The organism is Novosphingobium sp. (genome assembly GCF_036820275.1).
In the GTDB taxonomy this organism is placed as follows: domain Bacteria; phylum Pseudomonadota; class Alphaproteobacteria; order Sphingomonadales; family Sphingomonadaceae; genus Novosphingobium.
This window is the reverse complement of sequence record NZ_DAISLT010000051.1, coordinates 17,568-41,376: the sequence shown is the minus strand read 5'-3', so window position 1 is coordinate 41,376 and position 23,809 is coordinate 17,568. Positions and strand designations below refer to the sequence as shown.

Sequence of the window (23,809 nt, the reverse complement as noted above, 5' to 3'; positions counted from 1 at the left end):
GCGTGAGCTTCAGGACTCCAACGAGGTGCTGTTCCATGCTCTGGTCCAGAGCGACCTGCCGCGCATGCTGCCGTTGGTCTACACGCCGACCGTGGGCGAGGGCTGCGAGCGATTCAGCGAGATCTGGCGCCGTCCGCGCGGGTTGTTCCTGAGCTATCCCAACCGCGACCGCATTTCCGACATCCTCGCCGATCCGGCCTACGACCGGGTGAAAGTGATCGTCGTCAGCGACGGCGAGCGTATCCTCGGCCTCGGCGACCAGGGCGCGGGCGGCATGGGCATTCCGATCGGCAAGCTGGCGCTCTACACCGCCTGCGCCGGTATCCATCCTTCCGAAGTCCTGCCGATCCTGCTCGATCTCGGCACCGATAACCACGCCCGCCGTGAGGACCCGCTCTATGTGGGCTGGCGCGCGCCGCGCGTGCGAGGACAGGATTACGACGATTTCGTCGAGGCCTTCGTCAGCGCGGTGGACGACCGCTTCCCCGGCGTCCTGCTCCAGTGGGAGGATTTCGCGGGCAAGAACGCCTACGACCTGCTGGTTCGCTACCGTGATCGCCTGCTGAGCTTCAACGACGATATCCAGGGCACGGCCGCCACCGCGGTCGGCACGCTGCTGGCAGCGATCGGCCGGACCGGCGTGCCGCTCACCGAGCAGCGCGTCGTGCTGTTCGGCGCGGGCGCGGCGGGCAGCGGCGTGGCGGAAATGCTGGTGCAGGCGATGGTCGCGGATGGCCTGGACGAGCAGGCAGCCCGTGCGAAGATCTGGGCGGTGGACCGCGACGGCCTGATTCTTTCCGACATTCCGCGCTTGCCGCAGCAGCAGCTGAAACTCGCGCGCGACCCGGCCGAGATCGAAGGCTGGAACGTCAGCGGCCAGAACATGATCTCGCTTCAGGAAGTGGTCGCCAATGTCCACCCGACCGTGCTGATCGGCACCTCGGGCCAGAAGGCGGCCTTCGACGAGCGTACCATCCGCACGATGGCAGAAAAGGTCGCGCGGCCGGTGGTCTTCCCGCTCTCCAACCCGATCTCGCGGGCCGAAGCGCATCCCGCGGATATTCTCGAATGGACTGAGGACAAGGCCATCGTCGGCACCGGCAGCCCGTTCGGCACGCCGGGAGTCACGCAGGTCAACAACGTCTACATCTTCCCCGGCGTCGGCCTCGGCGCGCTGGCCAGCGGAGCGACGGCGATCAGCGACGGCATGTTCATGGCCGCCGCGCGCCGTCTCGGCGAACTGGGCTGTGGTGAAGGTGAAAGCAAGGGCGGGCTGCTCCCCGCCGTGACCGAACTGCGGGACGTGGCGCTGGAGATCGCCGTTGCCGTTGCCGCGCAGGCTCAAGTCGAGGGGCTTGCCACCGCCGGGCCCGAAGCATTGACGCGCGCAAGCATCGCCGCAAGCATGTGGCAGGCCCGATACACCTGAACACATGGAGCGCGACATGGCCCCGGCAAGCGAGACTCTCAAGGTTGGCCTACTTGGCTACGGCTATGCCGGGGCGACGTTCCATGCACCGCTGATCGCAGCCGTCGACGGGTTTGCGCTGGGCCACTTCGCGAGCCGCAGCGCGGAGAAAATCCTCGCGCGCTTTCCGGAAGCGGTGATTGTCGACGATCACCAGGCTCTGCTCGGCAATGCCGAGGTCGACCTCGTCGTTATCGCGACGCCCAACGACACGCACTTTCCGCTGGCGCAAGCGGCGCTGAGGGCGGGCAAGAACGTCGTTGTCGACAAGCCTTTCACGCTCGATCTTGAGGAAGCCCGCACGCTGATCGCGCTGGCCGAGGACGTGGGGTGCCAGCTCACGGTCTTCCACAACCGCCGGTGGGACAGCGATTTCCGCTCCGTGCGCAAGGCGATCGATGCCGGTCTGGTCGGCGATCCTGCCCATCTCGAAATCCACTTCGACCGCTTTCGCCCGGAAGTCCGCGATCGTTGGCGCGAGAATGACGGACCGGGGGCGGGCATCTGGTTTGACCTCGGTCCGCATCTGGTGGACCACGCGCTGCTGCTGATGGGTCTGCCGGACCGGGTCACGGCCTCGCTCGCGCTTCAGCGTGAAGGCGCGCGCAGCACCGACTGGGCGCATGTCATACTGGAATTCGGCGATCGGCGGGCGATTCTCCATGCCTCGATGCTGGTGGCGGGCGGCGTACCTCGCTTTGTCGTTCACGGCACGGGCGGCAGCGCGGTCAAGTATGGGATGGACGTGCAGGAACGGCAGCTTCTCGCGGGTATGACGCCAGGCGCGCCGGGCTGGGGTGAGGATATCGACCCACTCGTGCTCCACGATTCCGAGGGTCATGCCAGCCGTTTGCCTGCCGAACCTGGCGACCAGCGGGAATTCTATCGCCTTGTCGGTGACGCTGTGCGGGGCAGGGCGGCCAATCCGGTCCCGCCGATCCAGTCGCTGGCCGTGATGGCGGTGATCGAGGCGGCCGAGCGCTCCGCTGCCGAAGGGCGCGGCGTGGAACTGTCGCTCACCGAAGCGGAGCGCGTTGCCTGGATAGCGTCGCGACACGGACAATGACGGCGGGTTTAGGGGAAGGTCGCCGGCGATTGAGCGCCGGGTCTAAAAATCGCCCATAAGAAAACGGGCCGCCCTTTCGGGCGGCCCGTTTCTGTTTTCCTGAAGCCGAAGCTCAGCCCGCGGGCAGGAGCTTGCGGTCGCTGGCGATGCGGTTCATCGCCTTCTGCAGCTTCTCGAACGCGCGCACCTCGATCTGGCGGACGCGCTCGCGGCTGACGTGATAGACCTGGCTCAGCTCTTCGAGCGTCTTCGGGTCTTCGGTCAGGCGGCGTTCCATCAGGATGTCGCGCTCACGCTCGTTGAGGCCATCCATGGCTTCCACCAGCATGGCGTGGCGCACGGTTGCTTCCTCGGCGTCCGCGACCGTCTCGTCCTGAAGCGGGCGATCGTCCGCGAGAACGTCCTGCCACTGGCCTTCGCCTTCCTCGCGCAGGGAGACGTTCAGCGAGGCATCGCCGCCCATCATCATGCGCCGGTTCATGTTGACCACTTCCTGCTCAGAAACGCCGAGCGTGGTCGCGATCTTGGCGACGTCGTCCGGATGCAGGTCGGAATCCTCGTAGGCGTCGAGGTTCTTCTTCATCCGGCGCAGGTTGAAGAACAGCTTCTTCTGCGCGGCGGTGGTGCCCATCTTCACGAGCGACCACGAACGCAGGATGTACTCTTGAATCGAAGCCTTGATCCACCACATTGCATAAGTGGCGAGGCGGAAGCCCCGATCGGGTTCGAACTTCTTCACGCCCTGCATCAGGCCGATGTTGCCTTCGGAGATGAGTTCCGACACCGGCAGGCCATAGCCGCGATAACCCATCGCGATCTTCGCGACGAGGCGAAGGTGGCTGGTTACCAGCTGGCCGGCTGCCGCCGGATCCTCATGCTCCTTGTAACGCTTGGCGAGCATATATTCCTGCTCGGGCGCAAGAAGCGGGAACTTGCGGATCTCGGACAGGTAGCGGTTGAGGCTCTGCTCGCCGCCCAGTGCCGGCACCGCCGGGAGATTACGTTCCTTGCTCACAATATCCGTCCTTTCCGGTCGGCCCGCGGTCGAAGACCCTTGCGAGGCGTCTTAGCTTGGGGCCACCTTTTAAAGATAGCACATTAATCCGATTTCAGTGTCGCAGTTCATCGATCAGTGTCCGCATGTCGTCGGGTAGCGGACTGACGAAATGGACGTTCTCTCCTGTAACGGGATGGACGAAGCCAAGTTCCGCGGCATGAAGAGCTTGTCGGGTGAAACCGAGTCGCTGAAGAATCGGGCGAATCGCTGAAGGTGTACGACCATATACAGGGTCCCCCAGTAGCGAATGTCCGATTGACGACATGTGAACGCGCACCTGATGGGTGCGTCCCGTTTCCAGGCGGCACTCCACAAGACTCGCGTTCTTGAGCGGTTCCAGCGTCCGGTAATGGGTTACTGCGTGCTTGCCGCGCCCATCCTCCACCAGCGCCATCTTCTTGCGGTTGACGCTCGAACGCGCGATCGCGCCGCGCACCGTCCCGGCAACCGGGATCGGCCGTCCGGACACGATGGCCCGGTAGGCGCGTGCGATCGAATGGTCGGCGAACTGCACGGCCAGACCTTCGTGCGCCTTGTCGGTCTTGGCGACCACGAGAAGTCCCGAGGTGTCCTTGTCGATGCGGTGGACGATCCCCGGCCGCGCCACGCCGCCGATGCCGGAAAGCTGGCCGCGGCAGTGGTGGAGCAGGGCATTGACCAGCGTGCCGTCGAGATTGCCTGCCGCCGGATGGACGACGAGGCCCGCGGGCTTGTCGACGATGATCAGGTATTCGTCCTCGAACACGACGTTCAGCGGAATGTCCTGCGCCACCGCTTCGGCCGGTATGGCTGCGGGCACGTCGATCGCGAAAGCAGTGCCGCCCGCCACCTTGAGCGAGGCCTGCGAGACGGGCTTTCCGGCCAGCGATATCCGGCCTTCGCCCATCAGCGCCTTGATGCGTTCGCGCGACAGTCCGCTGGCTTCGGCCAGTGCCTTGTCCAGGCGGCCGCCCTCGCTGCCGATGAAACCCTGGATGATGTTTTCGTGAGCCCCCATTGTCTGTAGGATTTGGGGATGAATGTCGAAGTGACAAGTGACGTGATCGCAAGATTGCATGAAGAATCCTTAAGCGCCCATCCGGAGGAGTGCTGCGGCATCCTGACAGGAGAGGGCGAGCGGATAGAGGCCGCGATACCCGCTGCCAATGTCGCGGCGCAGCCCACCCACCATTTCGAGATCGACCCGGCCACGCTGCTCGCCGCCCACCGTGCGGCGCGGATGGGCGGGCCGAACGTGCTGGGTTACTATCACTCCCATCCGGTCGGCCATCCGGTGCCGTCCGCCACGGATTGCGAACATTCCACCGGGGATTCGCGCATTTGGGCGATCATCGCGGACGGGCAGGTTGCTTTCTGGCGCGATACCGGGAATGGATTTTCGCCGATCACATGCCATATCGTTGAACCAACGGCTGCTAATGGCCTGGAATCGAATGCCTCGCCCGAATGATTACTGAAAACGGAAGTCCCCGATCCATGACGACCAGTTCGCTCGAACTTGCCAGCCTGCTATGTTCGCGCCTGTGCCATGACATGCTCAGCCCGGTCGGCGCGCTGACCAACGGGCTGGAACTGCTCGCGGACGAGAAGGACCCCGACATGCGCCAGCGCTGCTTCGAGCTGCTGGACCAGAGCGCGCGGATCTCGGCCGACAAGCTGAAGTTCTTCCGCCTCGCCTTCGGTGCGGCGGGGGGCTTCGGAGACATGGTGCCGGTCAGCGAGGCCCGCGCCCTGATCGATGCGCTGGTGGCCAACAATGCCCGCATCGTGCTCAACTGGGCGCTTGCCAGCGAGATGCTGCCCAAGCCCGCGGTGAAGACGCTGCTTAACTTCGGCCTGATCGGCATCGAGGCCCTGCCGCGCGGCGGCACGCTGGAACTGGCGGCGGAATTCCGCGACGGCGTGACCGAGATCGTCGTGCGCGCCGCCGGTCCGCGCATCGCCTTCGACCGCGACATCGGCCGCGCGCTCGAAGGGGCGCTGCCGGAGGGAGATCTTTCCAGCCGCACGGCTCCGGCGGCCATGATCCAGCAGCTCGCGCACGGTCAGGGCGGCAAGCTGCAATATGCCCTGGCGGACGACGCGCTGGTCCTCGGCGCGGTTCTGCCGGGATCCTGACGGAAAGGGGCGGGAGAGGACGATGAACCGCTGGCTGGTCAATCGCACCGTCGCCTCGCCCAACTGTAACGAGCGCAAGCTGCCGATCTCGATGGTCGTGCTGCACTACACCGGCATGAAGTCGGCCGCCGAAGCGCTGGAGCGGATGTGCGATCCGGCGGCGGAAGTCTCGGCGCATTACATGATCGACGAGGCGGGGATCGTCACCTCGCTCGTGCCGGAAAGCAAGCGGGCCTGGCATGCCGGGCGCTCGTACTGGCGCGGGGTGACCGATGTGAACTCCGCCTCGATCGGGATCGAGCTGGTCAATCCGGGGCATGAATGGGGCTATCGTCCGTTCCCGGAGGCGCAGATGGAAGCGCTGCTCCCGCTCCTCGCCGATATCGTCAAGCGCAACCACATCCCGCGCGGCAATGTGGTCGGCCACTCCGACATCGCGCCTGCCCGCAAGCAGGACCCCGGCGAGTATTTCGACTGGGCGCGGCTGGGCGAACTGGGGCTGGCGCTGAAAATCCCGGCGGCGAAGATGAACCTCTTCTACGACAACCCGGGTGCCTTCTATCTCGCGCTTGAACGCTTCGGCTACGATATCTCCGACGGGCGGGCGGCGGTGGCCGCGTTCCAGCGCCGCTGGCGGCCCGATCTGATCGATGGCGAGATCGATGGAGAAATCGGCGCAATTCTGTTGGAACTGCTGTTGGAGCGGGACAACGGTCGTGCTAGGTGACCGCCCGCACCGGGGAGCCGGGCAGCCGCGGGCATCTTCTGGATGCGCGAGGAAAGTCCGGGCTCCACGAAACAAGGATGGCGGGTAACGCCCGCCGGGCGAGTCGGGTTTTCAGGCCCGACGAAGCTTAGGGAAAGTGCCACAGAGAGCAGACCGCCTCGCCAACAGGGTTCGTCCCTCGCGGCAGGTAAGGGTGAAAGGGTGCGGTAAGAGCGCACCGCGCTTCCGGTAACGGAAAGCGGCATGGCAAACCCCATCCGGAGCAAGACCGAATAGGGGCTGCGCGCCGTCTTTGAACGGCGGGTCTGTTTCGGACCCAGGCAGCCCGGGTTGGTCGCTTGAGCGGCGCAGCAATGCGTCGCCTAGAGGAATGGCTGCCACCGCGGCGTAAGGTCCCCCCGTGGGGAGACCACGCCAGGTACAGAACCCGGCTTACAGGCTCCCCGGTGCGTTTTCATGACAGGATGACAGGGGTGGCGCCCAGGCGCCGCTGGATTGCCGCGTCGGCTTCGCCTCCTCGCAATGACGAAGCCACATGGGGCTGAACCTGGATGAATTCAGGCCTCGGCCGCGACCTGCACGGAAATGCCGTCTGCGCTTTCGCAGGCCTGGATGAACCAGCGCTCGCTGCCTTCCAGACCGATCGCGGTGAGGCGGCCGTGCATGTAGGCGCCGGTGTCGATGCCGACGCGGTTGGTGCGCAGCGCCGGTTCCTCGGTGATCGTATGTCCATGGACGACGAAGCCCCCGAACTCACCATTGTGGCTGAGGAACGGCTCGCGAATCCAGCGGCAGTCGTGGCCGAGCTGGTTTTCCAGCGGTGTACCCGGACGCACGCCGGCATGGACGAAGATATAGTCGCCGAGACGGATCATCTTCCGGAAGCTGTCGATGAAATCGAAATCCTGCTGCGGGATGGCGTCCATCGCCGCGCGGTGCAGGTCTTCGAGTTCGGCTTCCCGCACGAAGTCCGGATCCAATCCGTAGGACAGGATTGTCTCGCGGCCGCCGAATTTCAGGAAGCTGCGGAACCCGTCCAGCTTGTCGCGCGAGACCAGCAGCATTTCCTCGTGATTGCCCTGGATGAATTCGACATCGCGCCGACGCGCTAGCTCGCGGGCGGCGGCCAGCACCCCGGCACTGTCCGGTCCGCGATCGATCAGGTCGCCGAGGAGGATAATAAGGCTGCGGCTGCCGCTTCGTTGGCTGTCGTCGCGTTCGATCGCCTCGATCAGGCGCTCGAACAGGTCCAGCCGCCCGTGGATGTCGCCTATTGCATAGACGCGCTGTCCGGCGGGCAGTTCGGGAAGGCGGGCGCTGGGGGCGCGGCCGAGCAGGTTTCTGATCTTCGCTAGCATGCGTCGCGCCGATTATAGAAGGCCCCGGTCCCGCCGACAAGCGGCCGCCGTCGGTCTTCACGGTTCCTGAGCCGAGCCGTTCCGGCACTGCGGCGGGATATTTTATCCTTCTATTTCAGGTAGAAATCGACCGTCGTTACGACGCGGACTTTCTTGTAGGGCGTATCGGAGACGCCCCAGCCGCCACCCGAATCGCCGTCCCGCGCCTCGATCGTGAAGTAGCCCTGGGTCGCGCTCTTGATGGCGCCGACCTCGGCGCCGCTGTCCTGCGCGAACTGCTCGGCGGCCGCGCGTGCATCCTTGGTGGCGGCGGCGACCATCGGCGGTTTGATGGCGTTGAGTTTGGTGAAGGTGAAGGCCATGCCCGAGCCTTCCTCCAGGATGACGCCGCGCCGGACCAGCTCGAACTGGCGCTTCACCGCATCCTGCGCCCGCTTGACGTCCTGGCTGCGCAGAGTCACGCGCTGGCGGACGGTAAAGCTGGTGGTGCCGCTGTTGTCCTTGCTCTGCTGGACGTTCGCGCCGGTCGGTTGCAGGGCGTCGGCCGGAAAGCCGAGTTCGCGGAAGAAAGCCTCGATCCGGCGGGTGTCGTTCTCCACCCCCGACTGTGCCGTTGCGAGGTCGCCAGCGGTGGAGGAATAGGCGATCGTCCATGTCGCAAGGTCGGCGGTCACGTCCCGCTCGGCAAGGCCGCGCACGGTGACCGAGCGGTCGGCGCGGTGCGCGCGCCGCATCCCGTCGCCCAGCAGATAGCCGCCGCCGACGAGGCCGACGGCCAGGATCGTGGAAGCCGCGAGCCAGCGCCGGTTCGTGGAGTCGCGCAAGAAGGAGGTGGAGTGACGGGGGCTTTCCGGGCTATCGTGGGTCATCGCGGCTTCTCCCTGAAGTCCCGCGGATCATGCCGTTTCTCGGCTGTATCCGTGATGAACCGTTATATACGTGCGATGAATTGAAGGAAATCCCGTGACGAAGTACCTCCACACGATGATCCGCGTGACCGATCCGGACGCGACGATCCGCTTCTTCGAACTGATCGGCCTCAAGGAAACGCGCCGCTTTTCGAGCGAGCAGGGCCGTTTCACGCTCATCTACCTTGCCGTGCCGGGCGAGGAGTCGGAAGTCGAACTGACCTATAACTGGCCCGCCGAGGACGGCTCCTTCGAGGAATATACCGGCGGCCGCAATTTCGGTCATCTCGCGTTCCAGGTCGATGATATCTACGCGACCTGCCAGACGCTGGCCGATGCGGGTGTGACGATCAACCGTCCGCCGCGCGACGGACACATGGCCTTCATCCGCACACCGGATGGGATTTCGGTGGAACTGCTCCAGGACGGTCGCCTCGATCCTGCCGAACCCTGGGCCTCGATGCCGAACATCGGCGCCTGGTGATCGTTCTGCCACCGGCCTCTTTCCGGAGGTCGGTGGCTTGCCAAAGTAAAGCGGTAGTTAGTTAACTTTGTGAAATAGACGCATGTTCATTGGTGCGTCCCTGCCGATGACCATACCCCGCCTCTCGCGATGAAATTCCCGGGAATCGTCGGTTCGGGCGACTGCCGGTAACTTCGGGTTGGAATCGATCCGGTCCAGGGCGGGGGCTAAGATGGGATTGGCGGAGTTAATTCAGCAGGCGCTCGGCGTACTGCTTATGGCCGAGCAGGAACTTCTGCTCTTTGCAGGGTTCTGGGTACTGGTCGGCACGGCCGACGAACTGGCGATGGACTGTTGCTGGCTGTGGTTCCGGCTCTCCGGACGGGCCAGGACCACCCGCATCTCTAGCGACGCCGTGGCGGCACCGCTTCGGGGAAAAGCGGCCGTGTTCATCGCCGCCTGGCAGGAAGAGCAGGTGATCGGCCATACGATCCGCCACGCTCTCGCAGCCTGGCGCCAGGACGATTTCACTCTCTACATCGGTTGCTACGGCAACGACGCGGCGACTGTCTGCGCGGCGATGGAGGGCGCGGGGCTGGACCCCAGGGTGCGCATCGTCATCCACGAACGGGCGGGGCCGACGACCAAGGCGGACTGTCTGAACCGACTCTATCGTGCCTTGAACGAGGACGAGCTTCGGTCCGGCAGCCGCTTCCGCTGCGTGATTCTCCATGATTCGGAAGACATGGTGCACGCGGCGGAACTGGCGGTGATCGACGCGGCGCTGGCCACTGCCGATTTCGTGCAGCTTCCGGTACGACCCGAGCCGCAACCGGCTTCGCGCTGGGTGGGCGGCCACTATGTCGACGAATTCACCGAGGCCCATACCAAGTCGCTCGTCGTGCGCGATGCGTTGGGCGCGGCCATTCCGGCGGCGGGTGTGGGATGCGGGTTTTCCCGTGACATGCTCGAACGTATTGCTGTCGGCCGCCGCCTCGAAGGCAGTCCGGGGCCTTTCGCGGCGGAATGCCTGACCGAGGACTATGAGCTGGGCGTGCTTGTCTCGCGCGAGGGTGGGCGTTCCCGCTTTCTGAGGGTGCGGGACGAGACCGGCGAACTCGTGGCCACGCGGGCCTATTTCCCGGCGCGACTGAAGGAGTCGGTGCGCCAGAAGACGCGCTGGATTCATGGCATCGCATTTCAGGGCTGGGAGCGGCTCGGGTGGGGTGGCAGCATGGCGGACACCTGGATGGCGCTGCGCGACCGGCGCGGCCCGCTGACCGCCATCGTGCTCGCGAGCAGCTATGCGCTTGTCGTCGTCGAGGGCGTGCTCGGCATTCCGCGCGCCTTGGGGTGGGACGTCCCGGCGATGCCGGGACCGCCTCTGCTGAAGTGGATGATCGCCGCGGGTCTGTTCAGTCTGCTCTGGCGCAGTTTCCTGAGAGCGGCGCTGACGACGCGGGAGTATGGCGTCCTGGAAGGCGTGTGGGCCGTCCTGCGGATCCCCGTGGCCAACTATATCGCGATCATGGCCGGACGCGATGCCCTGGTATCCTACATCCGGACGCTGAGGGGCGGGCAGGTGACCTGGGACAAGACCCGGCACGATGCACATCCCGCCGCCGGCGGAGTGGCAGCATGAGCATGGTGCAGCGGCTTCGCGGGCAGCCGCTGGTGGCGTTGCTGGCCGTGCTCGCGGGTTGGATGGGCGGGCGCATTTCGGCCTGGGACAATCCGCTGCCGATGGCGGGCACGGGCGTGCAGGCCATGCGGTTGTCTTCGGCAGACGGCACCGAGAGCGCCGGATTGCGGGAGACAGACATGGCGCCGGGGCCGCAATCGCCGCCCGGTGCGGGTTTTTATCCGGCTTCCGCCTATGGCCCGATGCCGGGGCAGAACGTGCCGTATCCGGTGTTCGTGAAAGTGCCGGTCAGGGTGGAAAGTCCGCGCCGATGGTATTCCGGGCAAGAGCGGGCCTTGCCGGAAGCGCCTTCGGGTGCGGCCTATGGCGCGACCGGCGAACTTCCCTTCGCAACCGGTCCGACCCGGTTCCTTGCGGGAATCCCGGATGACACGCGGCTACCGGCGGGACTGCCGCCGTTCTCGCAATTCGCCGCGCAGCCCTATCCATCGTCGAGCGCCTCGCCGGTCCCGGTGATCGCCCCGATGACCCGGTCCCGGCGTTGGTCCGTCGATAGCTGGGCACTGCTTCGGCAGGATGGCACGGGACCGCTTGCCAATGGCGCGCTTCCCGCGACTTACGGGGCGAGCCAGGCCGGTGCGGTCCTGCGCTATCGCCTCTCGCCGGGCGACGCGCGGCAATGGACGGGCTACATGCGGACGACCGCGACACTCGGCACCGTCATGCGCGAAACGGCAGCCGCACTGGGCGTGTCGGCACGCCCGCTTCCGGGTCTGCCGGTCATTGCCGCGCTGGAAGGAAGGCTGACCGAACAGGGCGGGGCGAGGCGAATCCAGCCGGTCGCCATGGCCGTTACCCAGCTTCCGTACTTCGCCTTGCCGGGCGGTCTGCGGGGCGAAGCTTATGTGCAGGCCGGCTATGTGGCAGGCCGGTTCGCGACGCCGTTCGCGGACGGTCAGTTCCGCGTCGACCGCGCGCTGTTCTCTTTGGGCAAAGCCGAAGCGCGGCTTGGCGGAGGACTTTGGGGCGGCGCGCAGAAAGGGGCGGGAAGGCTGGACGCGGGGCCATCCGCAAGCCTGGCCCTGCCGCTGGGGAAAGGCCTGTTCGGGCGGGCCGCGGTGGACTGGCGGTTCCGGGTTGCCGGTGATGCCGATCCCGGTTCGGGACCGGCGCTCACTCTATCCGCAGGTTTCTGATTCGCCGCTTTCCTCGCTGCCGGTGCTGCGGTAGCGAGAGGGGTGGAATGGATGTCTACCTCCCCATAGCCAATCTCTCCGTCAACGGTCTCATCATCGTTGGCCTGGGGGCGCTCACCGGCCTGCTTTCGGGCATGTTCGGCGTGGGTGGCGGCTTCCTGACGACCCCGCTGATGATCTTCTACGGCATCCCGCCAACGGTGGCCGCAGCTTCGGCGGCAAGCCAGGTGACCGGCGCCAGCGTGTCCGGCGTCTTCGCCCATACCCGGCGCGGCGGCGTGGACTATCATATGGGCACGGTCATGGTCGTCGGCGGGATCATTGGCACTGGAATCGGCGCGGCGCTGTTCAGCCTGCTGCAACGGCTCGGGCAGATCGATACGGTCATCAACATCCTCTACGTGCTGATGCTCGGCGGCATCGGCGGGTTGATGGCCAAGGAGAGCATCCAGACGATCCGCGCCGAGCGTTCCGGCATTCCCATCGCCGCGCGCAAGCGGCGGCACCATCCGATGGTGGCCAGTCTGCCGCTGCGCTGGCGCTTCTATCGCTCCGGACTCTATATCTCCCCGCTGGCCCCGATGTTGCTCGGCATCGGCACGGGCATCCTGACGATGCTGATGGGGGTGGGCGGCGGCTTCATCCTCGTGCCCGCGATGCTCTACATCCTTGGCATGAGCGCCAATGTCGTGGTCGGGACCTCGCTCTACCAGATCCTGTTCGTCACCATGGCGACGACGATGATGCATTCGATGACCACCCATGCCGTGGACATCGTGCTGGCCTCGCTGCTGCTGCTGGGTTCCGTGACCGGTGCGCAGCTCGGCGCACAGTTCGCCCAGAAGGCCAGCCCGGTGAAGCTGCGTCTGGTGCTGGCGATCATCGTCCTGCTGGTGGCCGGGCGCATGGCGATCGGCCTCGGCTACCGGCCCGACGAGATCTATACGGTCTCTCCCCTGTGAGGCGCGCGCTTGCACCCGCTCTGGCCCCGGCTCTCGCGCTCGTCGCGGCGGTTCTGCTTGGCGGCGCGCGCGATCCGATTCTGGTGCCGGAAATCTCGCAGCACGAAGTCGATCTGCGGCAGGGCTTCACCGGCACCGAACTGCTGCTTTTCGGGGCGATCCTGACGCCGGAGGGTTCCCGCGCCGCGCAGGACTACGACATCGTCGTCGTGCTGAAAGGACCCACCCAGTCCATCGTCCTGCGCGAAAAGCAGAAGGTGGCGGGCGTCTGGATCAATGCCGACAGCACGGAACTGCGCTCGGCACCCTCTTATTACGGCCTCGCCTCCACCCGGCCGATCAAGGACATCGTCGACGACAAGACTGCGGCGATCTACGAACTCGGCCTCAAGTGGCTGCAGCTCTCGCCGATCGGCGCCATCGACCCGGCCGAGCAGACGCGCTTTTCCGACGGTCTCGTCGATCTCAACCGCCGCAGCGGCCTCTACCGCGAGGAAGAGGGCGGCGTGAAAGTGAGCGAGCAGGTGCTCTATCAGGCCCGCATCTGGCTGCCTTCGCAAGTGCCGATCGGCACGTACACTGCCGAGACTTACGCGGTTTCGCGCGGGCGGGTGGTGGCCTCGGCGAGCAGCCAGGTGGAAGTGCGCAAGCTTGGGTTCGAGCGGGCCATTGCCAATTTCTCCGAAAACTACGGCTTCGCTTACGGTCTGCTCGCGGTCATGGTCTCGGTCGGCATGGGCTGGCTTGCGGGCCGCCTTTTCGCGATGCGCTAATCGCGGTTTTAGCCGGAAATTAACCGTGGGTGCCTAGCTCCCTCGGGGTAATGGCTTGCCGCGGGGGCGCAATGAACGAAATGCGAATGGTGGGCGGCGAGGCGGAACGCGAGATTGGTCGCGAGCCGATCGGCGTCATCCTCGAAATTTCCGGCGCAGGCGCGCGCATCGCCTTCGACCTCGATCGGCTGAACCAGTCCGGGCAGGACGGCGATCCCTCGGTCGCGATGTCGGGACAGGTCGGCAGTCAGGTGAAGGTCCGCGTCGGCCGGGGCTGGCTGCTTGCCAGCATCCGCAACCAGAAGAGCGACGCCACTGTGCCCGGCGGCATCGTCGCCGAGGCGGACTTTCTCGGCGAAGGCCTGGAGGAGCGCCTGACCGCCCGCATCCACGGCTTCCGCCGCGGGGTGACGCGCTATCCGACGCCGGGGGCACTCGTCTATCCGGCCAGCACCGACGACTTGCGGCAGGTCTATGCCAGCGACGGGCGGCAGGCGATCCAGATCGGCACCGTCTACCCCACCAAGGATATCCGCGCCGGACTCTACATCGACGCTCTGCTGGGCAAGCATTTCGCGTTGCTCGGTTCGACCGGCACCGGCAAGTCGACCAGCGCCGCGTTGATCCTCCACCGGATCTGCGAGCAGGCGCCCGAAGGCCATGTCATCATGGTCGATCCGCACGGGGAATATGCCGCCGCTTTCCGCAATAGCGGCGTGATCCTCGACGTCTCGAACCTGCAGATGCCCTACTGGCTGATGAACTTCGAGGAGCACTGCGAGATCCTCGTCACCACGCAGGGCGACGAGCGGCAACTTGATTGCGAGATCCTCGGCAAGTGCCTGCTGGAGGCGCGTTCGCGAAACCGGCTGGCCGAGCAGATCGGCAGGATCACCGTGGATTCGCCGATCCCCTATCTGCTCTCCGACCTGTCGGTGATCCTGAACAACCACATGGGCAAGCTCGACAAGGGCCATTCCAGCGCGCCCTACATGCGGATCAAGAACAAGCTCGACGAACTCAAGGGCGATCCGCGCTACCAGTTCCTGTTCTCGGGCATGCTGGTGGGCGACACGATGGCGGAGTTCATCTCCAAGCTGTTTCGCCTGCCCTCGGGCGGGCGGCCGATCTCGATCATCGACGTGTCCGGGGTGCCCTCCGACATTACCAGCACCGTGGTGGCGGTGCTCAGCCGCATGGTGTTCGACTTCGCAGTCTGGGCGCGCGAGGAAAGGACGCGGCCGATCCTGCTCGTCTGCGAGGAAGCCCACCGCTATGTTCCCAGCGAAAAGAACGCAGACGGCTCCTCGGTAGGCCGCATCCTTTCGCGCATCGCCAAGGAAGGGCGCAAGTACGGCATCTCGCTGGGGCTGATCACGCAGCGTCCCTCCGACCTAGCCGAAGGCGTGCTCTCGCAATGCGGGACGATCATCGCGATGCGCCTCAACAACGAGCGCGATCAGGCCTTCGTCCGCGCCGCGATGCCGGAAGGCGCGCGCGGTTTCCTCGATTCCATCCCGGCGCTGCGCAACCGCGAGTGCGTGATCTGCGGCGAGGGCGTGGCGATCCCGATCCGCGCCGCGTTCGACGATCTGGAGGAGTTCAAGCGCCCGGCTTCCGCCGATCCCTCCTTCACCGAACTGTGGAGCACATCGGGCGGCGAGGAGGAGATGGTCCTGCGCACGGTCCAGCGTTGGCGTGCGCAAGGAAGATAAGCCTCAGAGATCGAACGCGGCGCGCCACTTGCCCCAGCGGTAATAGATAAGGGTCAGCGCCACGGTCAGCACCGATCCGACCGGATAGGCCCACCACAGCGCCTCGCTGCCGATCACCGGATAGGCAAGGTAGTAGAAGCCTAGGCGTCCCGGATAGAGACCCAGGAACATGATGACCAAGGGCATCACCACGGCTCCGTAGGCGCGCAAGGTTCCGGTGAGGATCATCGTGATCGACATGATCACGAAAGAGGCCGTGCAGACGAACTGGATGTGCCGCGCGATCGGCATGGCCGGGCTGTCTCCGCCCAGGAACAACGCCAGCAGAGGATGGTCGAACACTACGATCAGCGTGGCCATCAGCAGCGAGATCGCCAGGTTGGTGGCGAGGCCGATTTCGGTCACCTTGCCCACGCGGCTGTGATCGTGGGCGCCCAGCGACTGCGCGACCATCGCGCTGACCGCCGAGCCGATCGCCATCGCCGGCATCTGGAGATAGTTCCACAGTTGCAGCGAGGCACCGTAAGCCGCCGCCGAATCCAGACCCTCCCGGTTGACGAGGCCGACCATGATGAGGCCCGCCGAAGAGACCAGCAGCATTTGCGCGCCCATCGGCAGACCCTTCAGGATCACGTAGTTGAGCTCGCTGCCGCGCGGGATCAGATAGCCCAGTTCCGCACCGCGCAGGCGCATCGGCAGGTCCTTGCGGTAGATCGTCCAGAGCTGGAACACGAGGCCCGCGAAGTTCGCAAAGGCCGTCGCCGCCGCGGACCCGGCGATACCCAGCGTGGGCAGGGGGCCGGGGCCGATGATCAGCAGCGGGTTCAGGATCACGTCCAGCGCCACGGTCAGGATCATCGCATAGAGCGGCGTCTTGGAATCGCCCGCGCCGCGCATGCCCATCGACACCATCAGCGAGAGCGAACCCAGCGGCAGGGTCACGAAGATCACGCGCAGATAGGCCAGCGCTTCGATCCGGCTCTGGCCCGGCGTGCCGAGGGCGTGGAGCAGCGCATCGGCTCCCAACCAGCCAGCAAGGCCGCAGAGCACCGAGAGCACGAGGCAGAAGCCCACGCCCGAACCGAAAGTCCTGCGCGCCGCATCGATGTCGCGCGCGCCGAAATGCTGGCCGACGCGCACCGTGGTCGCCATGCCGAAGCCGAAGACCAGTGCGATCAGCAGGAACATGATGATGTTGGCATTGGCTGTCGCCGCCAGCGCACTCTCACCGAGCAGCCGCCCGACCCAGATCGCATTCACGGAGCCGTTGAGCGTCTGGAGCACGTTCGAGATCAGCATCGGGATCGAGAACACCAGCAGCGTCCTCAGGATCGGACCTTGCGTGAGATCGCCCTTCATCCGCGCCATCTTTGCGGGAGCGGGCGCTTCCTCGGGTTCGGTTTCCCCGTGTGGGATCGGCGATGCCTCGTTCATGTGCCCCTCAAGTTCCCCGCGTGTCGCCCCAGATGTGTATGTGGAGGCGGTCGGTGAAGCGATAGCCTTCCTGCGTGCAGATGTCCGATAGCCAACCGGACCTCTGCCGGATGACATCGCTGGAGCGGCCTTCGGGCATCAGGAATATCCGCTCGGCAGGAATATTGTGGCGCTCCTTCAGGGCACGGACTTCATCCACATCCGCAGGCTCGGCCACCACGAACTTGAAGTACGCACGCGGATCGGCGGCCCAGGCATCGAGCCGCTCGGGCACCAGCGCCAGTTCCGCCGGATTGCCGCTGTGCGACAGCTTCGGGCTGACATTGTACTGCTGCACCCGCGCATCGAGGCCGGCATGCGGCGCGACCGAGCCGTTGGTCTCGATCTCCACATGCATTCCCGGCCGCGCCTCGTCGAGCGCCGCCAGCATCCGCGCCAACTGCGCGCCCTGTAGCAACGGCTCGCCGCCGGTGATGACCAGACGGTCCGGCGGCAGATCCGCCACCATGCGGGCCACCTCGGCTTCCTCGGCCATGACCTGGTTGGCCTTGCGCTCGAAGGCCAGATCGTCGCGGTGGAAGCGGTTATCGCCGGAAAAGCGCCAGGTATAGGCGGTATCACACCACTCGCAGGCGAGGTTGCAGCGCGAGAGCCGCACGAACGTACTCGGCCGCCCCATGCTGGCGCCTTCGCCCTGAAGCGAAGCGAAGACTTCAGGTTCGCCGGGAGTGGTGGTGGCAAGGGCAAGCGTCACGGTATTCTCGAATGCAGTCTGGAGGGGCGTGCTTGACACAGTTTACACGGTCCTGGGGAGAAAAAGTCACCTCGTGTCGAAAGGTGTCATTTTGTGGCCGTTTTCGTGCAGATGAGCGGGATGATCACGCGCACGAACGTGTCAGATGTAGGGATTGTAGGAAAACGGAAAAGAGGGAAGTCCTGGGGGATGATCCCCCAGACCCTCGGAATGTCTGCGTCGCGCCCGGCCTAACCGTCTTGCGCCCACTGCGAGCCGGGAGACAAATAGCCTGCGGCGACAAGGGGCGCGCAAGGTGGCTGCGCGCGCGCCGATGACGGTATTGGGGGTGCAGGGGGTGATGACCCCCTGCTTTACCCTTTTCTTATCCCAACCGCGCCAGCGCCGCAGCCAGACGCTCCGCCTCGGCAGAGTGGTGCGCATGATCGGCACGCGCCTTGTCGATGGCCTCGGGCTTGGCCTTCTCGACGAAGGCCGGGTTGCCCAGACGCTTGTCGAGCGAGTCCCGTTCCTTGACCGAAGCGGCCATCGCCTTTTCCAGACGGGCCTTTTCCGCCGCGATGTCGATCACGCCTTCCAGCGGGATCGCCAGCGTGGCGTCGCCCGCGCCCACCTGCATGGCGGCACCGGCGGGAGCGGCTTCGAAGTGGATCGCATCGAGACGCGCGAGACGGTCGATCGCGGTGCCGTTGCGGCCGATCACCGCGCGGGTCGCGTCCGAGGGATCGGCGACATAGGCGGTCAGGCGCGCGCCCGGTGCGATGCCGAGTTCGGACTTGGCGCCGCGAAGGTTGCCGATCAGCGCGATCAGCCATTCGACTTCGGCCTTGGCTTCGGCGTCCACCGAAGCTTCGGGCGCGGGCCATGCGGCGACGATCAGGTCGTTCTCGCGCGTGCCCATCTTGCTCCACAGCTCTTCGGTGACGAAGGGCATGAAGGGGTGGAGCATGACGAGGATCTGGTCGAGCACCCAGCCGGCGACGGCCTTGGTTTCCTCATCGAAGCTGCCCTTGATCAGTTCGATGTACCAGTCGCAGAACTGGTTCCAGACGAAGTGGTAGATCGCGTTGGCGGCCGCGTCGAAGCGCAGGTCGGCCATGGCCTTGTCGAGCGTGGCGACGGTCTCGACGACTTCGCCGATGATCCACTTGTTGACCGCCGTCGTCGCGGCAGGCGCAGCGACCGAGGTGCTGGCGACGATGCCGTTGGACTGGCAGAAACGCGCGGCGTTCCACAGCTTCGTGGCGAAGTTGCGGTAACCCTCGACGCGCTTTTCATCCATTTTCACGTCGCGGCCCTGGCTTTCCATGGCGGCCATGAAGAAGCGCAGCGCGTCGGCGCCGTACTTGTCGATCAGGCCCAGCGGATCGACCACGTTGCCCTTGGACTTCGACATCTTCTGGCCGTCCGCGGCGCGGACGAGGCCGTGGAGGTAGAGCCGCTTCCACGGCACTTCCTTCATGAAATGAATGCCCTGCATCGCCATGCGCGCATCCCAGAAGAACAGGATGTCGAAGCCGGAGACGAGCAGGTCGTTCGGGTAGTGCTTCTTCAGCAGCGGCGCGTCTTCATCGGGCCAGCCGAGCGTGGCGAAAGGCCAGAGCGCGGAGGAGAACCAGGTGTCGAGGACGTCCTCGTCGCGGGTCAGCTTCTTGTTGCCTGCCTGCGCCTGCGCTTCTTCCTCGGTTTCGGCGACGAAGATCTCGCCGTCCTCGCTGAACCACGCCGGGATGCGGTGGCCCCACCAGAGCTGGCGCGAGACGCACCAGGGCTGGATGTTTTCCATCCAGTTGAAGAAAGTCTTTTCCCAGCTCTTCGGGACGATTTCGATCGCGCCCGAGCGAACGGCTTCCATCGGCGGGCCCGCAAGGGTCTGCGCATCGACGTACCACTGATCGGTCAGCCAGGGTTCGATGACGACGCCGCTGCGGTCACCGTAGGGGGTCTGGATCACGCGGTCCTCGACCTTTTCGAGCAGCCCGTCATTTTCGAGCCACTCGACGATCGCCTTGCGCGCCTCGAACCGGTCCATGCCGATGAACTGCGCGGGGACGAGGCCGTCCTGCGTCTGGCAGACCTTGGCATCGGCATCGAGCATGTTGAGCATGTCGCCGGCCTTGAAGCCAGCGCGCTTGCCCACTTCGAAGTCGTTGAAGTCATGGCCGGGGGTGATCTTCACTGCGCCCGAACCCAGTTCGGGATCGGCGTGCTCGTCCGCGACGATCGGGATCTCGCGGCCGGTGAGGGGCAGGGTGACGGTGGCGCCGCGCGCCAGCAGCTCCTTGTAGCGCTCGTCCTCGGGATTAACCGCGACGGCCATGTCGGCCAGCATCGTCTCGGGACGGGTGGTGGCGACGTGGATGTGGCCCGAACCGTCCGAAAGCGGATACTTGATGTGCCAGAAGTGGCCGTTGGTCTCGCGCGTTTCGACCTCAAGGTCGGAAATGGCGGTGCGGAACTTCGGGTCCCAGTTCACCAGCCGCTTGTCGCGGTAGATCAGGCCCTGCTTGTGCAGGTCCACGAAGACCTTGACCACGGCCTTGGTGAAGTGCGGGTCCATCGTGAACTGCTCGCGGCTCCAGTCCATCGAGCAGCCGAGGCGGCGCAGCTGGCCGGTGATGGTGCCGCCGGATTCGGCCTTCCATTCCCAGACCTTCTCGATGAACTGCTCGCGCGTGTAGTTGGCGCGCTTGTCCTGCTTGGCTTCCATCTGCCGCTCGACCACCATCTGGGTGGCGATGCCGGCGTGATCGGTGCCGACCACCCAGAGCGCGTCCTTGCCCTTCAGGCGCTCGTGACGGATCACGATGTCCTGCAGCGTGTTGTCGAGCGCGTGGCCGATGTGGAGCGAGCCGGTGACGTTCGGCGGCGGGTTCACGATGGTGAACGGCTGCGCATCGGCACGCTCGGGGCGGAACAGCCCTTCGCTTTCCCAATGCTGGAACCACTTCGCCTCGATCTGGGCGGGGTCGAAGGTCTTGTCGAGCGCGGCTTCTGGAGTATCGGTCATGGCGCGGCGCTTTGCCAGCAGAGCCCCGCGCGCGCAAGTACGCGTAAGGGCCGGGCGGCTGGCTGCCATCAAATTGCCACGGTATGTTTCCAGACCGACCCTTGCGAAATCAACAATCTGTCGCGGCAGGGGAACCCCTTGCCGGTACAGGCATTTTCCCCCAATACGAGCGCACATGCGGGAATGGGCTGAATTCACTCTGTCGGAAAACGACCAGGACGGCGTCCAGACGGTGGCGCTGAAGGGGCCGTTGCGCGTCCATTCGCTGGGCAATCTCGATGTCAAGCTGGCGGCGCTCCACGGCCCGTTCGCGCGGGTCGACATGTCGGGCGTCACCGATATCGACACGACCGGCGCCTGGCTCGTCTGCCGCTATGCCAGCGAGCACAATCTCGAAGTCGTCGGCCAGAGCGAACAGGCCAAGCGCCTCTTCGCCGCCATCGGCAAGGTGCCCGAGGAAGAGCCTGAAATCGAACCGGTGCAGCCGCTGCTGCTGCGCACCGTAGGCGAACTGGGCGATCTCGTGGTCGCCTGGGGGCATGGCTTCGTCCGTTCGGTCGGCTTCCTGGGCGAACTGATCTCGGCGCTCGGCACTGCCATCCGCCATCCCTCGCGGCTGCGCGGCACGGCGCTGGTGCACCACATGCAGCATGTGGGCATCAACTCGCTGTGGATCATCGGCCTGATGAGCTTCCTGATCGGCATCGTCATTGCCCAGCAGGGCGCGGTGCAGCTCGCGCAGTTCGGGGCGGAGATCTACACGATCAACCTCACCGGCCGCCTCGCGATGCGCGAACTGGGCATCCTGATGACCGCGATCATGGTCGCGGGCCGCTCGGGATCGGCCTTCGCCGCGCAGATCGGCACGATGAAGCTGACCGAGGAAGTCGACGCCATGCGCACCATCGGCGTCTCGCCGATGCAGGCACTGGTGGTGCCGCGCGTGCTGGCGGCGATGCTGATGATGCCGCTCCTGGGCTTCTACTCCACGGTTCTGGCGATCATCGGCGGCGCCTTCATCGCCAACTTCGCGCTCGATATCCCGTTCTGGACCTTCCTCCAGCGCACGCAGGAAGTCGTGCCGATCACCGACGTCTGGGTCGGCCTGCTCAAGGCCCCGGTCTTCGCGCTGATCGTGGCGCTGGCGGGCTGCTACCAGGGCATGCAGGTGACGTCGAACGCCGAGGAAGTCGGCGCGCGCACCACCCAGGCGGTGGTCACCGCGATCTTCACCGTGATCGTGCTCGACGCCTTCTTCGCGATCTTCTTCACCAAGATCGGCTGGCAATGACCGAAACCGCGCATCTCGAAAGCGAAACGCTGGAAGCCGAGCGCCCGTCGGACGAATTTCCCATCGTCGTCGAGGGGCTGAGCAACGTCTTCGGCGAGCACGTCATTCACGACAATCTCTCGCTCAAGGTCCGAAAGGGCGAGATTCTGGGCGTCGTCGGCGGGTCCGGCACCGGCAAGTCGGTGCTGATGCGCTCGATCATCGGCCTCCAGCAGCCCGCATCGGGCGAGATCACCGTGCTCGGCCACCGCATGGGCGATTCCACCGACGAGGAAGACATCGACCTGCGCTCGCGCTGGGGTGTGTTGTTCCAGGGCGGCGCGCTGTTCTCGACGCTGACCGTGGGTGAGAACGTGGAAGTGCCGCTCAAGCAGTTCTATCCCGAGATCGACGATACCCTGCGCAGCGAGATCGCCCGCTTCAAGGTGCGTCTTGCCGGGCTTTCCGAAGAGTCGGCCTACAAGTATCCGAACGAGCTTTCGGGCGGCATGAAGAAGCGCGCAGGTCTCGCCCGCGCGCTGGCGCTCGATCCGGAACTGCTGTTCCTCGACGAGCCGACCGCAGGTCTCGACCCGATCGGCGCGGCCGCCTTCGACGCCCTGACGCGCGAACTCGCGGATACGCTGGGGCTGACGGTGTTCCTGATTACCCACGATCTCGATACCCTGCACGCCATCTGCGACCGGGTGGCGGTGCTGGCGGACAAGCAGGTCATCGCCGTGGGCACGATCCCGGAGCTGCTGGCGCTCGATCACCCGTGGATCCAGGAATATTTCAACGGCCCCCGCGGCCGTGCCGCGCTCTGCGCGAAGGAAGATATTGCGATGAAGCATGACGCGCCTGTCGCGCAGGACGGTTCCGCCCCCGCGGCGCCTGCCCTGAACACTACCACTGAAAGCGGGGCATAGGGCACACAGCATGGAAACACGGGCCAATCACGTATGGGTCGGAGCCGTCACGCTGGTGCTGCTGGCGACGCTGGCGGCGTTCATCATCTGGATCGCGCGGATCAACGACACCGCGCGCAACGAGTATGACATCTTCTTCAAGCAATCGGTCGACGGTCTCGCCAAAGGATCGGGCGTCGATTACGCGGGCGTGCCGGTCGGGCAGATCAAGGAGATCGAGCTGTGGCCGAAGGACCCCAGCTTCATCCGCGTACGCATCAAGGTGGACAAGAAGGTGCCCGTCACCGTCGGCACCACCGCGACCATCCAGGGCAGCTTTACCGGCGTCGCCGACATCCAGCTTGAGGGCGCCGTGAAGGATGCCCCGCTGCTGACCGAGCCCGGCCCGGAAGGCGTGCCGGTGATCCCGACCAAGCGTGGCGGTCTCGGTGAAATCCTGTCCAACGCGCCGCTGCTGCTGGAACGCCTGGCGACGCTGACCGAGAATCTCAATCTGCTGATGTCCGAAGAGAACCGCCGTTCGATCACCGGTATCCTCAAGAATACCGACAAGATGACGAAGGACCTCTCCGCCGCGACGCCGCAGATGAAGCAGACCCTGGCCGAACTCCAGGGCACGCTGAACCAGGCCACCAAGACGCTGGTCGCCTTCGAGGGCGTGGCCGGCAAGGCCGACAGCCTGCTGGGCGATCAGGGCAATTCGCTGGCCGCGCAGCTGCGCGAGACGCTCGGCGCCGCGCAGAAGTCGATGGAAACGCTCGACCAGACGCTCCAGCATGCGCAGCCCGCCTTCGACAAGGTCTCGAACCAGACCCTGCCGGCCGCCGAAGCCGCGATCCGCGATCTGCGCGCGACCAGCAAGGCGCTGCGCAGCGTGACCGAGAAGATCGACGAACAGGGCGCCGGTGCGCTCATCAAGGGGCAGAAGCTGCCCACCTATAAGCCATGATTGAACTGGC

21 protein-coding genes and 1 other RNA gene are annotated in these 23,809 nt (G+C 65.4%); 15 read left to right on the top strand and 7 right to left on the bottom strand.

Annotated features, from left to right (window positions below; genetic code table 11):
- Both V7066_RS25685 and V7066_RS25680 read left to right on the top strand, forming a co-directional pair.
- Positions 1–1,429: NAD-dependent malic enzyme (locus tag V7066_RS25685; protein ID WP_334185770.1), on the top strand; the 1,429-nt coding region annotated here is incomplete at its 5' end.
- Positions 1,430–1,445: 16 nt separating this feature from the next.
- Positions 1,446–2,534 carry an oxidoreductase gene (locus V7066_RS25680; RefSeq protein WP_334185769.1) on the top strand — a complete coding sequence of 363 codons (1,089 nt, stop codon included), beginning with the start codon at positions 1,446–1,448 and terminating at the stop codon, positions 2,532–2,534.
- 112 nt (positions 2,535–2,646) lie between these two features.
- Here V7066_RS25680 and rpoH read toward each other — a convergent pair whose 3' ends face one another.
- Together rpoH and V7066_RS25670 are read right to left on the bottom strand one after the other, a co-directional pair.
- A complete protein-coding gene (gene rpoH / locus V7066_RS25675; protein ID WP_334185768.1) occupies positions 2,647–3,549 on the bottom strand; it encodes an RNA polymerase sigma factor RpoH in 903 nt (300 codons plus the stop codon).
- Positions 3,550–3,643: 94 nt separating this feature from the next.
- Positions 3,644–4,588 carry an RluA family pseudouridine synthase gene (locus V7066_RS25670; protein ID WP_334185767.1) on the bottom strand — a complete coding sequence of 315 codons (945 nt, stop codon included), beginning with the start codon at positions 4,586–4,588 and terminating at the stop codon, positions 3,644–3,646.
- A gap of 18 nt (positions 4,589–4,606) precedes the next feature.
- Between V7066_RS25670 and V7066_RS25665 the strand changes: the two genes are divergently transcribed.
- The 4 genes from V7066_RS25665 (at position 4,607) to rnpB (ending at position 6,887) form a co-directional block, all read left to right on the top strand.
- Positions 4,607–5,041 (top strand): M67 family metallopeptidase, encoded by a 435-nt coding sequence (locus V7066_RS25665; protein WP_334185766.1) that lies wholly within the window; start codon positions 4,607–4,609, stop codon positions 5,039–5,041.
- A gap of 26 nt (positions 5,042–5,067) precedes the next feature.
- A complete protein-coding gene (locus tag V7066_RS25660; RefSeq protein WP_334185765.1) occupies positions 5,068–5,709 on the top strand; it encodes a histidine phosphotransferase family protein in 642 nt (213 codons plus the stop codon).
- Positions 5,710–5,731: 22 nt separating this feature from the next.
- A complete protein-coding gene (locus V7066_RS25655; RefSeq protein ID WP_334185764.1) occupies positions 5,732–6,436 on the top strand; it encodes an N-acetylmuramoyl-L-alanine amidase in 705 nt (234 codons plus the stop codon).
- 9 nt (positions 6,437–6,445) lie between these two features.
- Positions 6,446–6,887: RNase P RNA component class A (gene rnpB, locus V7066_RS25650), an RNA gene on the top strand.
- A gap of 106 nt (positions 6,888–6,993) precedes the next feature.
- On the opposite strand, the gene V7066_RS25645 is transcribed toward rnpB, so the two are convergent.
- Both V7066_RS25645 and V7066_RS25640 read right to left on the bottom strand, forming a co-directional pair.
- Entirely contained in the window at positions 6,994–7,794 is an 801-nt protein-coding gene (locus V7066_RS25645; protein ID WP_334185763.1) for a metallophosphoesterase, read from the bottom strand.
- A gap of 110 nt (positions 7,795–7,904) precedes the next feature.
- A complete protein-coding gene (locus V7066_RS25640; RefSeq protein WP_334185762.1) occupies positions 7,905–8,663 on the bottom strand; it encodes an SIMPL domain-containing protein in 759 nt (252 codons plus the stop codon).
- Positions 8,664–8,757: 94 nt separating this feature from the next.
- Between V7066_RS25640 and V7066_RS25635 the strand changes: the two genes are divergently transcribed.
- The 6 genes from V7066_RS25635 (at position 8,758) to V7066_RS25610 (ending at position 15,453) form a co-directional block, all read left to right on the top strand.
- On the top strand, positions 8,758–9,186 hold the full coding sequence (locus tag V7066_RS25635) for a VOC family protein (protein WP_334185761.1): 429 nt from the start codon (positions 8,758–8,760) through the stop codon (positions 9,184–9,186).
- Positions 9,187–9,397: 211 nt separating this feature from the next.
- A complete protein-coding gene (locus V7066_RS25630; RefSeq protein WP_442947380.1) occupies positions 9,398–10,807 on the top strand; it encodes a glycosyl transferase family protein in 1,410 nt (469 codons plus the stop codon).
- Positions 10,804–12,003, top strand: coding sequence for a hypothetical protein (locus tag V7066_RS25625; protein WP_334185759.1), 1,200 nt, complete (start codon positions 10,804–10,806; stop codon positions 12,001–12,003). The genes V7066_RS25630 and V7066_RS25625 overlap by 4 nt, the downstream gene beginning before the upstream one ends.
- Before the next feature lie 47 nt (positions 12,004–12,050).
- Positions 12,051–12,965 carry a sulfite exporter TauE/SafE family protein gene (locus V7066_RS25620; RefSeq protein ID WP_334185758.1) on the top strand — a complete coding sequence of 305 codons (915 nt, stop codon included), beginning with the start codon at positions 12,051–12,053 and terminating at the stop codon, positions 12,963–12,965.
- The gene (locus tag V7066_RS25615) at positions 12,962–13,738 is read left to right on the top strand and encodes a TIGR02186 family protein (RefSeq protein WP_442947379.1); all 777 of its coding nucleotides are present in this window, start codon (positions 12,962–12,964) and stop codon (positions 13,736–13,738) included. Before V7066_RS25620 ends, V7066_RS25615 begins: the two co-directional genes overlap by 4 nt.
- A gap of 71 nt (positions 13,739–13,809) precedes the next feature.
- A complete protein-coding gene (locus V7066_RS25610) occupies positions 13,810–15,453 on the top strand; it encodes an ATP-binding protein (RefSeq protein ID WP_334185757.1) in 1,644 nt (547 codons plus the stop codon).
- A gap of 3 nt (positions 15,454–15,456) precedes the next feature.
- Here V7066_RS25610 and V7066_RS25605 read toward each other — a convergent pair whose 3' ends face one another.
- The 3 genes from V7066_RS25605 to V7066_RS25595 all read right to left on the bottom strand — a co-directional run bounded on the left by V7066_RS25605 (position 15,457) and on the right by V7066_RS25595 (position 20,651).
- A complete protein-coding gene (locus V7066_RS25605) occupies positions 15,457–16,887 on the bottom strand; it encodes an MATE family efflux transporter (RefSeq protein ID WP_334185756.1) in 1,431 nt (476 codons plus the stop codon).
- Between the two features lie 7 nt (positions 16,888–16,894).
- Positions 16,895–17,641, bottom strand: a complete 747-nt coding sequence (locus V7066_RS25600) for a 7-carboxy-7-deazaguanine synthase QueE (RefSeq protein ID WP_334185771.1) — start codon at positions 17,639–17,641, stop codon at positions 16,895–16,897.
- 364 nt (positions 17,642–18,005) lie between these two features.
- Positions 18,006–20,651 (bottom strand): valine--tRNA ligase, encoded by a 2,646-nt coding sequence (locus tag V7066_RS25595; RefSeq protein WP_334185755.1) that lies wholly within the window; start codon positions 20,649–20,651, stop codon positions 18,006–18,008.
- A gap of 175 nt (positions 20,652–20,826) precedes the next feature.
- Between V7066_RS25595 and V7066_RS25590 the strand changes: the two genes are divergently transcribed.
- Genes V7066_RS25590 through V7066_RS25580 form a run of 3 tightly spaced genes read left to right on the top strand, consistent with a single transcriptional unit; the run spans position 20,827 to position 23,799 of the window.
- A complete protein-coding gene (locus V7066_RS25590; protein WP_334185754.1) occupies positions 20,827–21,942 on the top strand; it encodes an ABC transporter permease in 1,116 nt (371 codons plus the stop codon).
- The gene (locus V7066_RS25585) at positions 21,939–22,850 is read left to right on the top strand and encodes an ABC transporter ATP-binding protein (protein ID WP_334185753.1); all 912 of its coding nucleotides are present in this window, start codon (positions 21,939–21,941) and stop codon (positions 22,848–22,850) included. The genes V7066_RS25590 and V7066_RS25585 overlap by 4 nt, the downstream gene beginning before the upstream one ends.
- Before the next feature lie 10 nt (positions 22,851–22,860).
- The gene (locus V7066_RS25580) at positions 22,861–23,799 is read left to right on the top strand and encodes an MlaD family protein (protein ID WP_334185752.1); all 939 of its coding nucleotides are present in this window, start codon (positions 22,861–22,863) and stop codon (positions 23,797–23,799) included.
- The last annotated feature ends 10 nt before the right edge of the window (positions 23,800–23,809 follow it).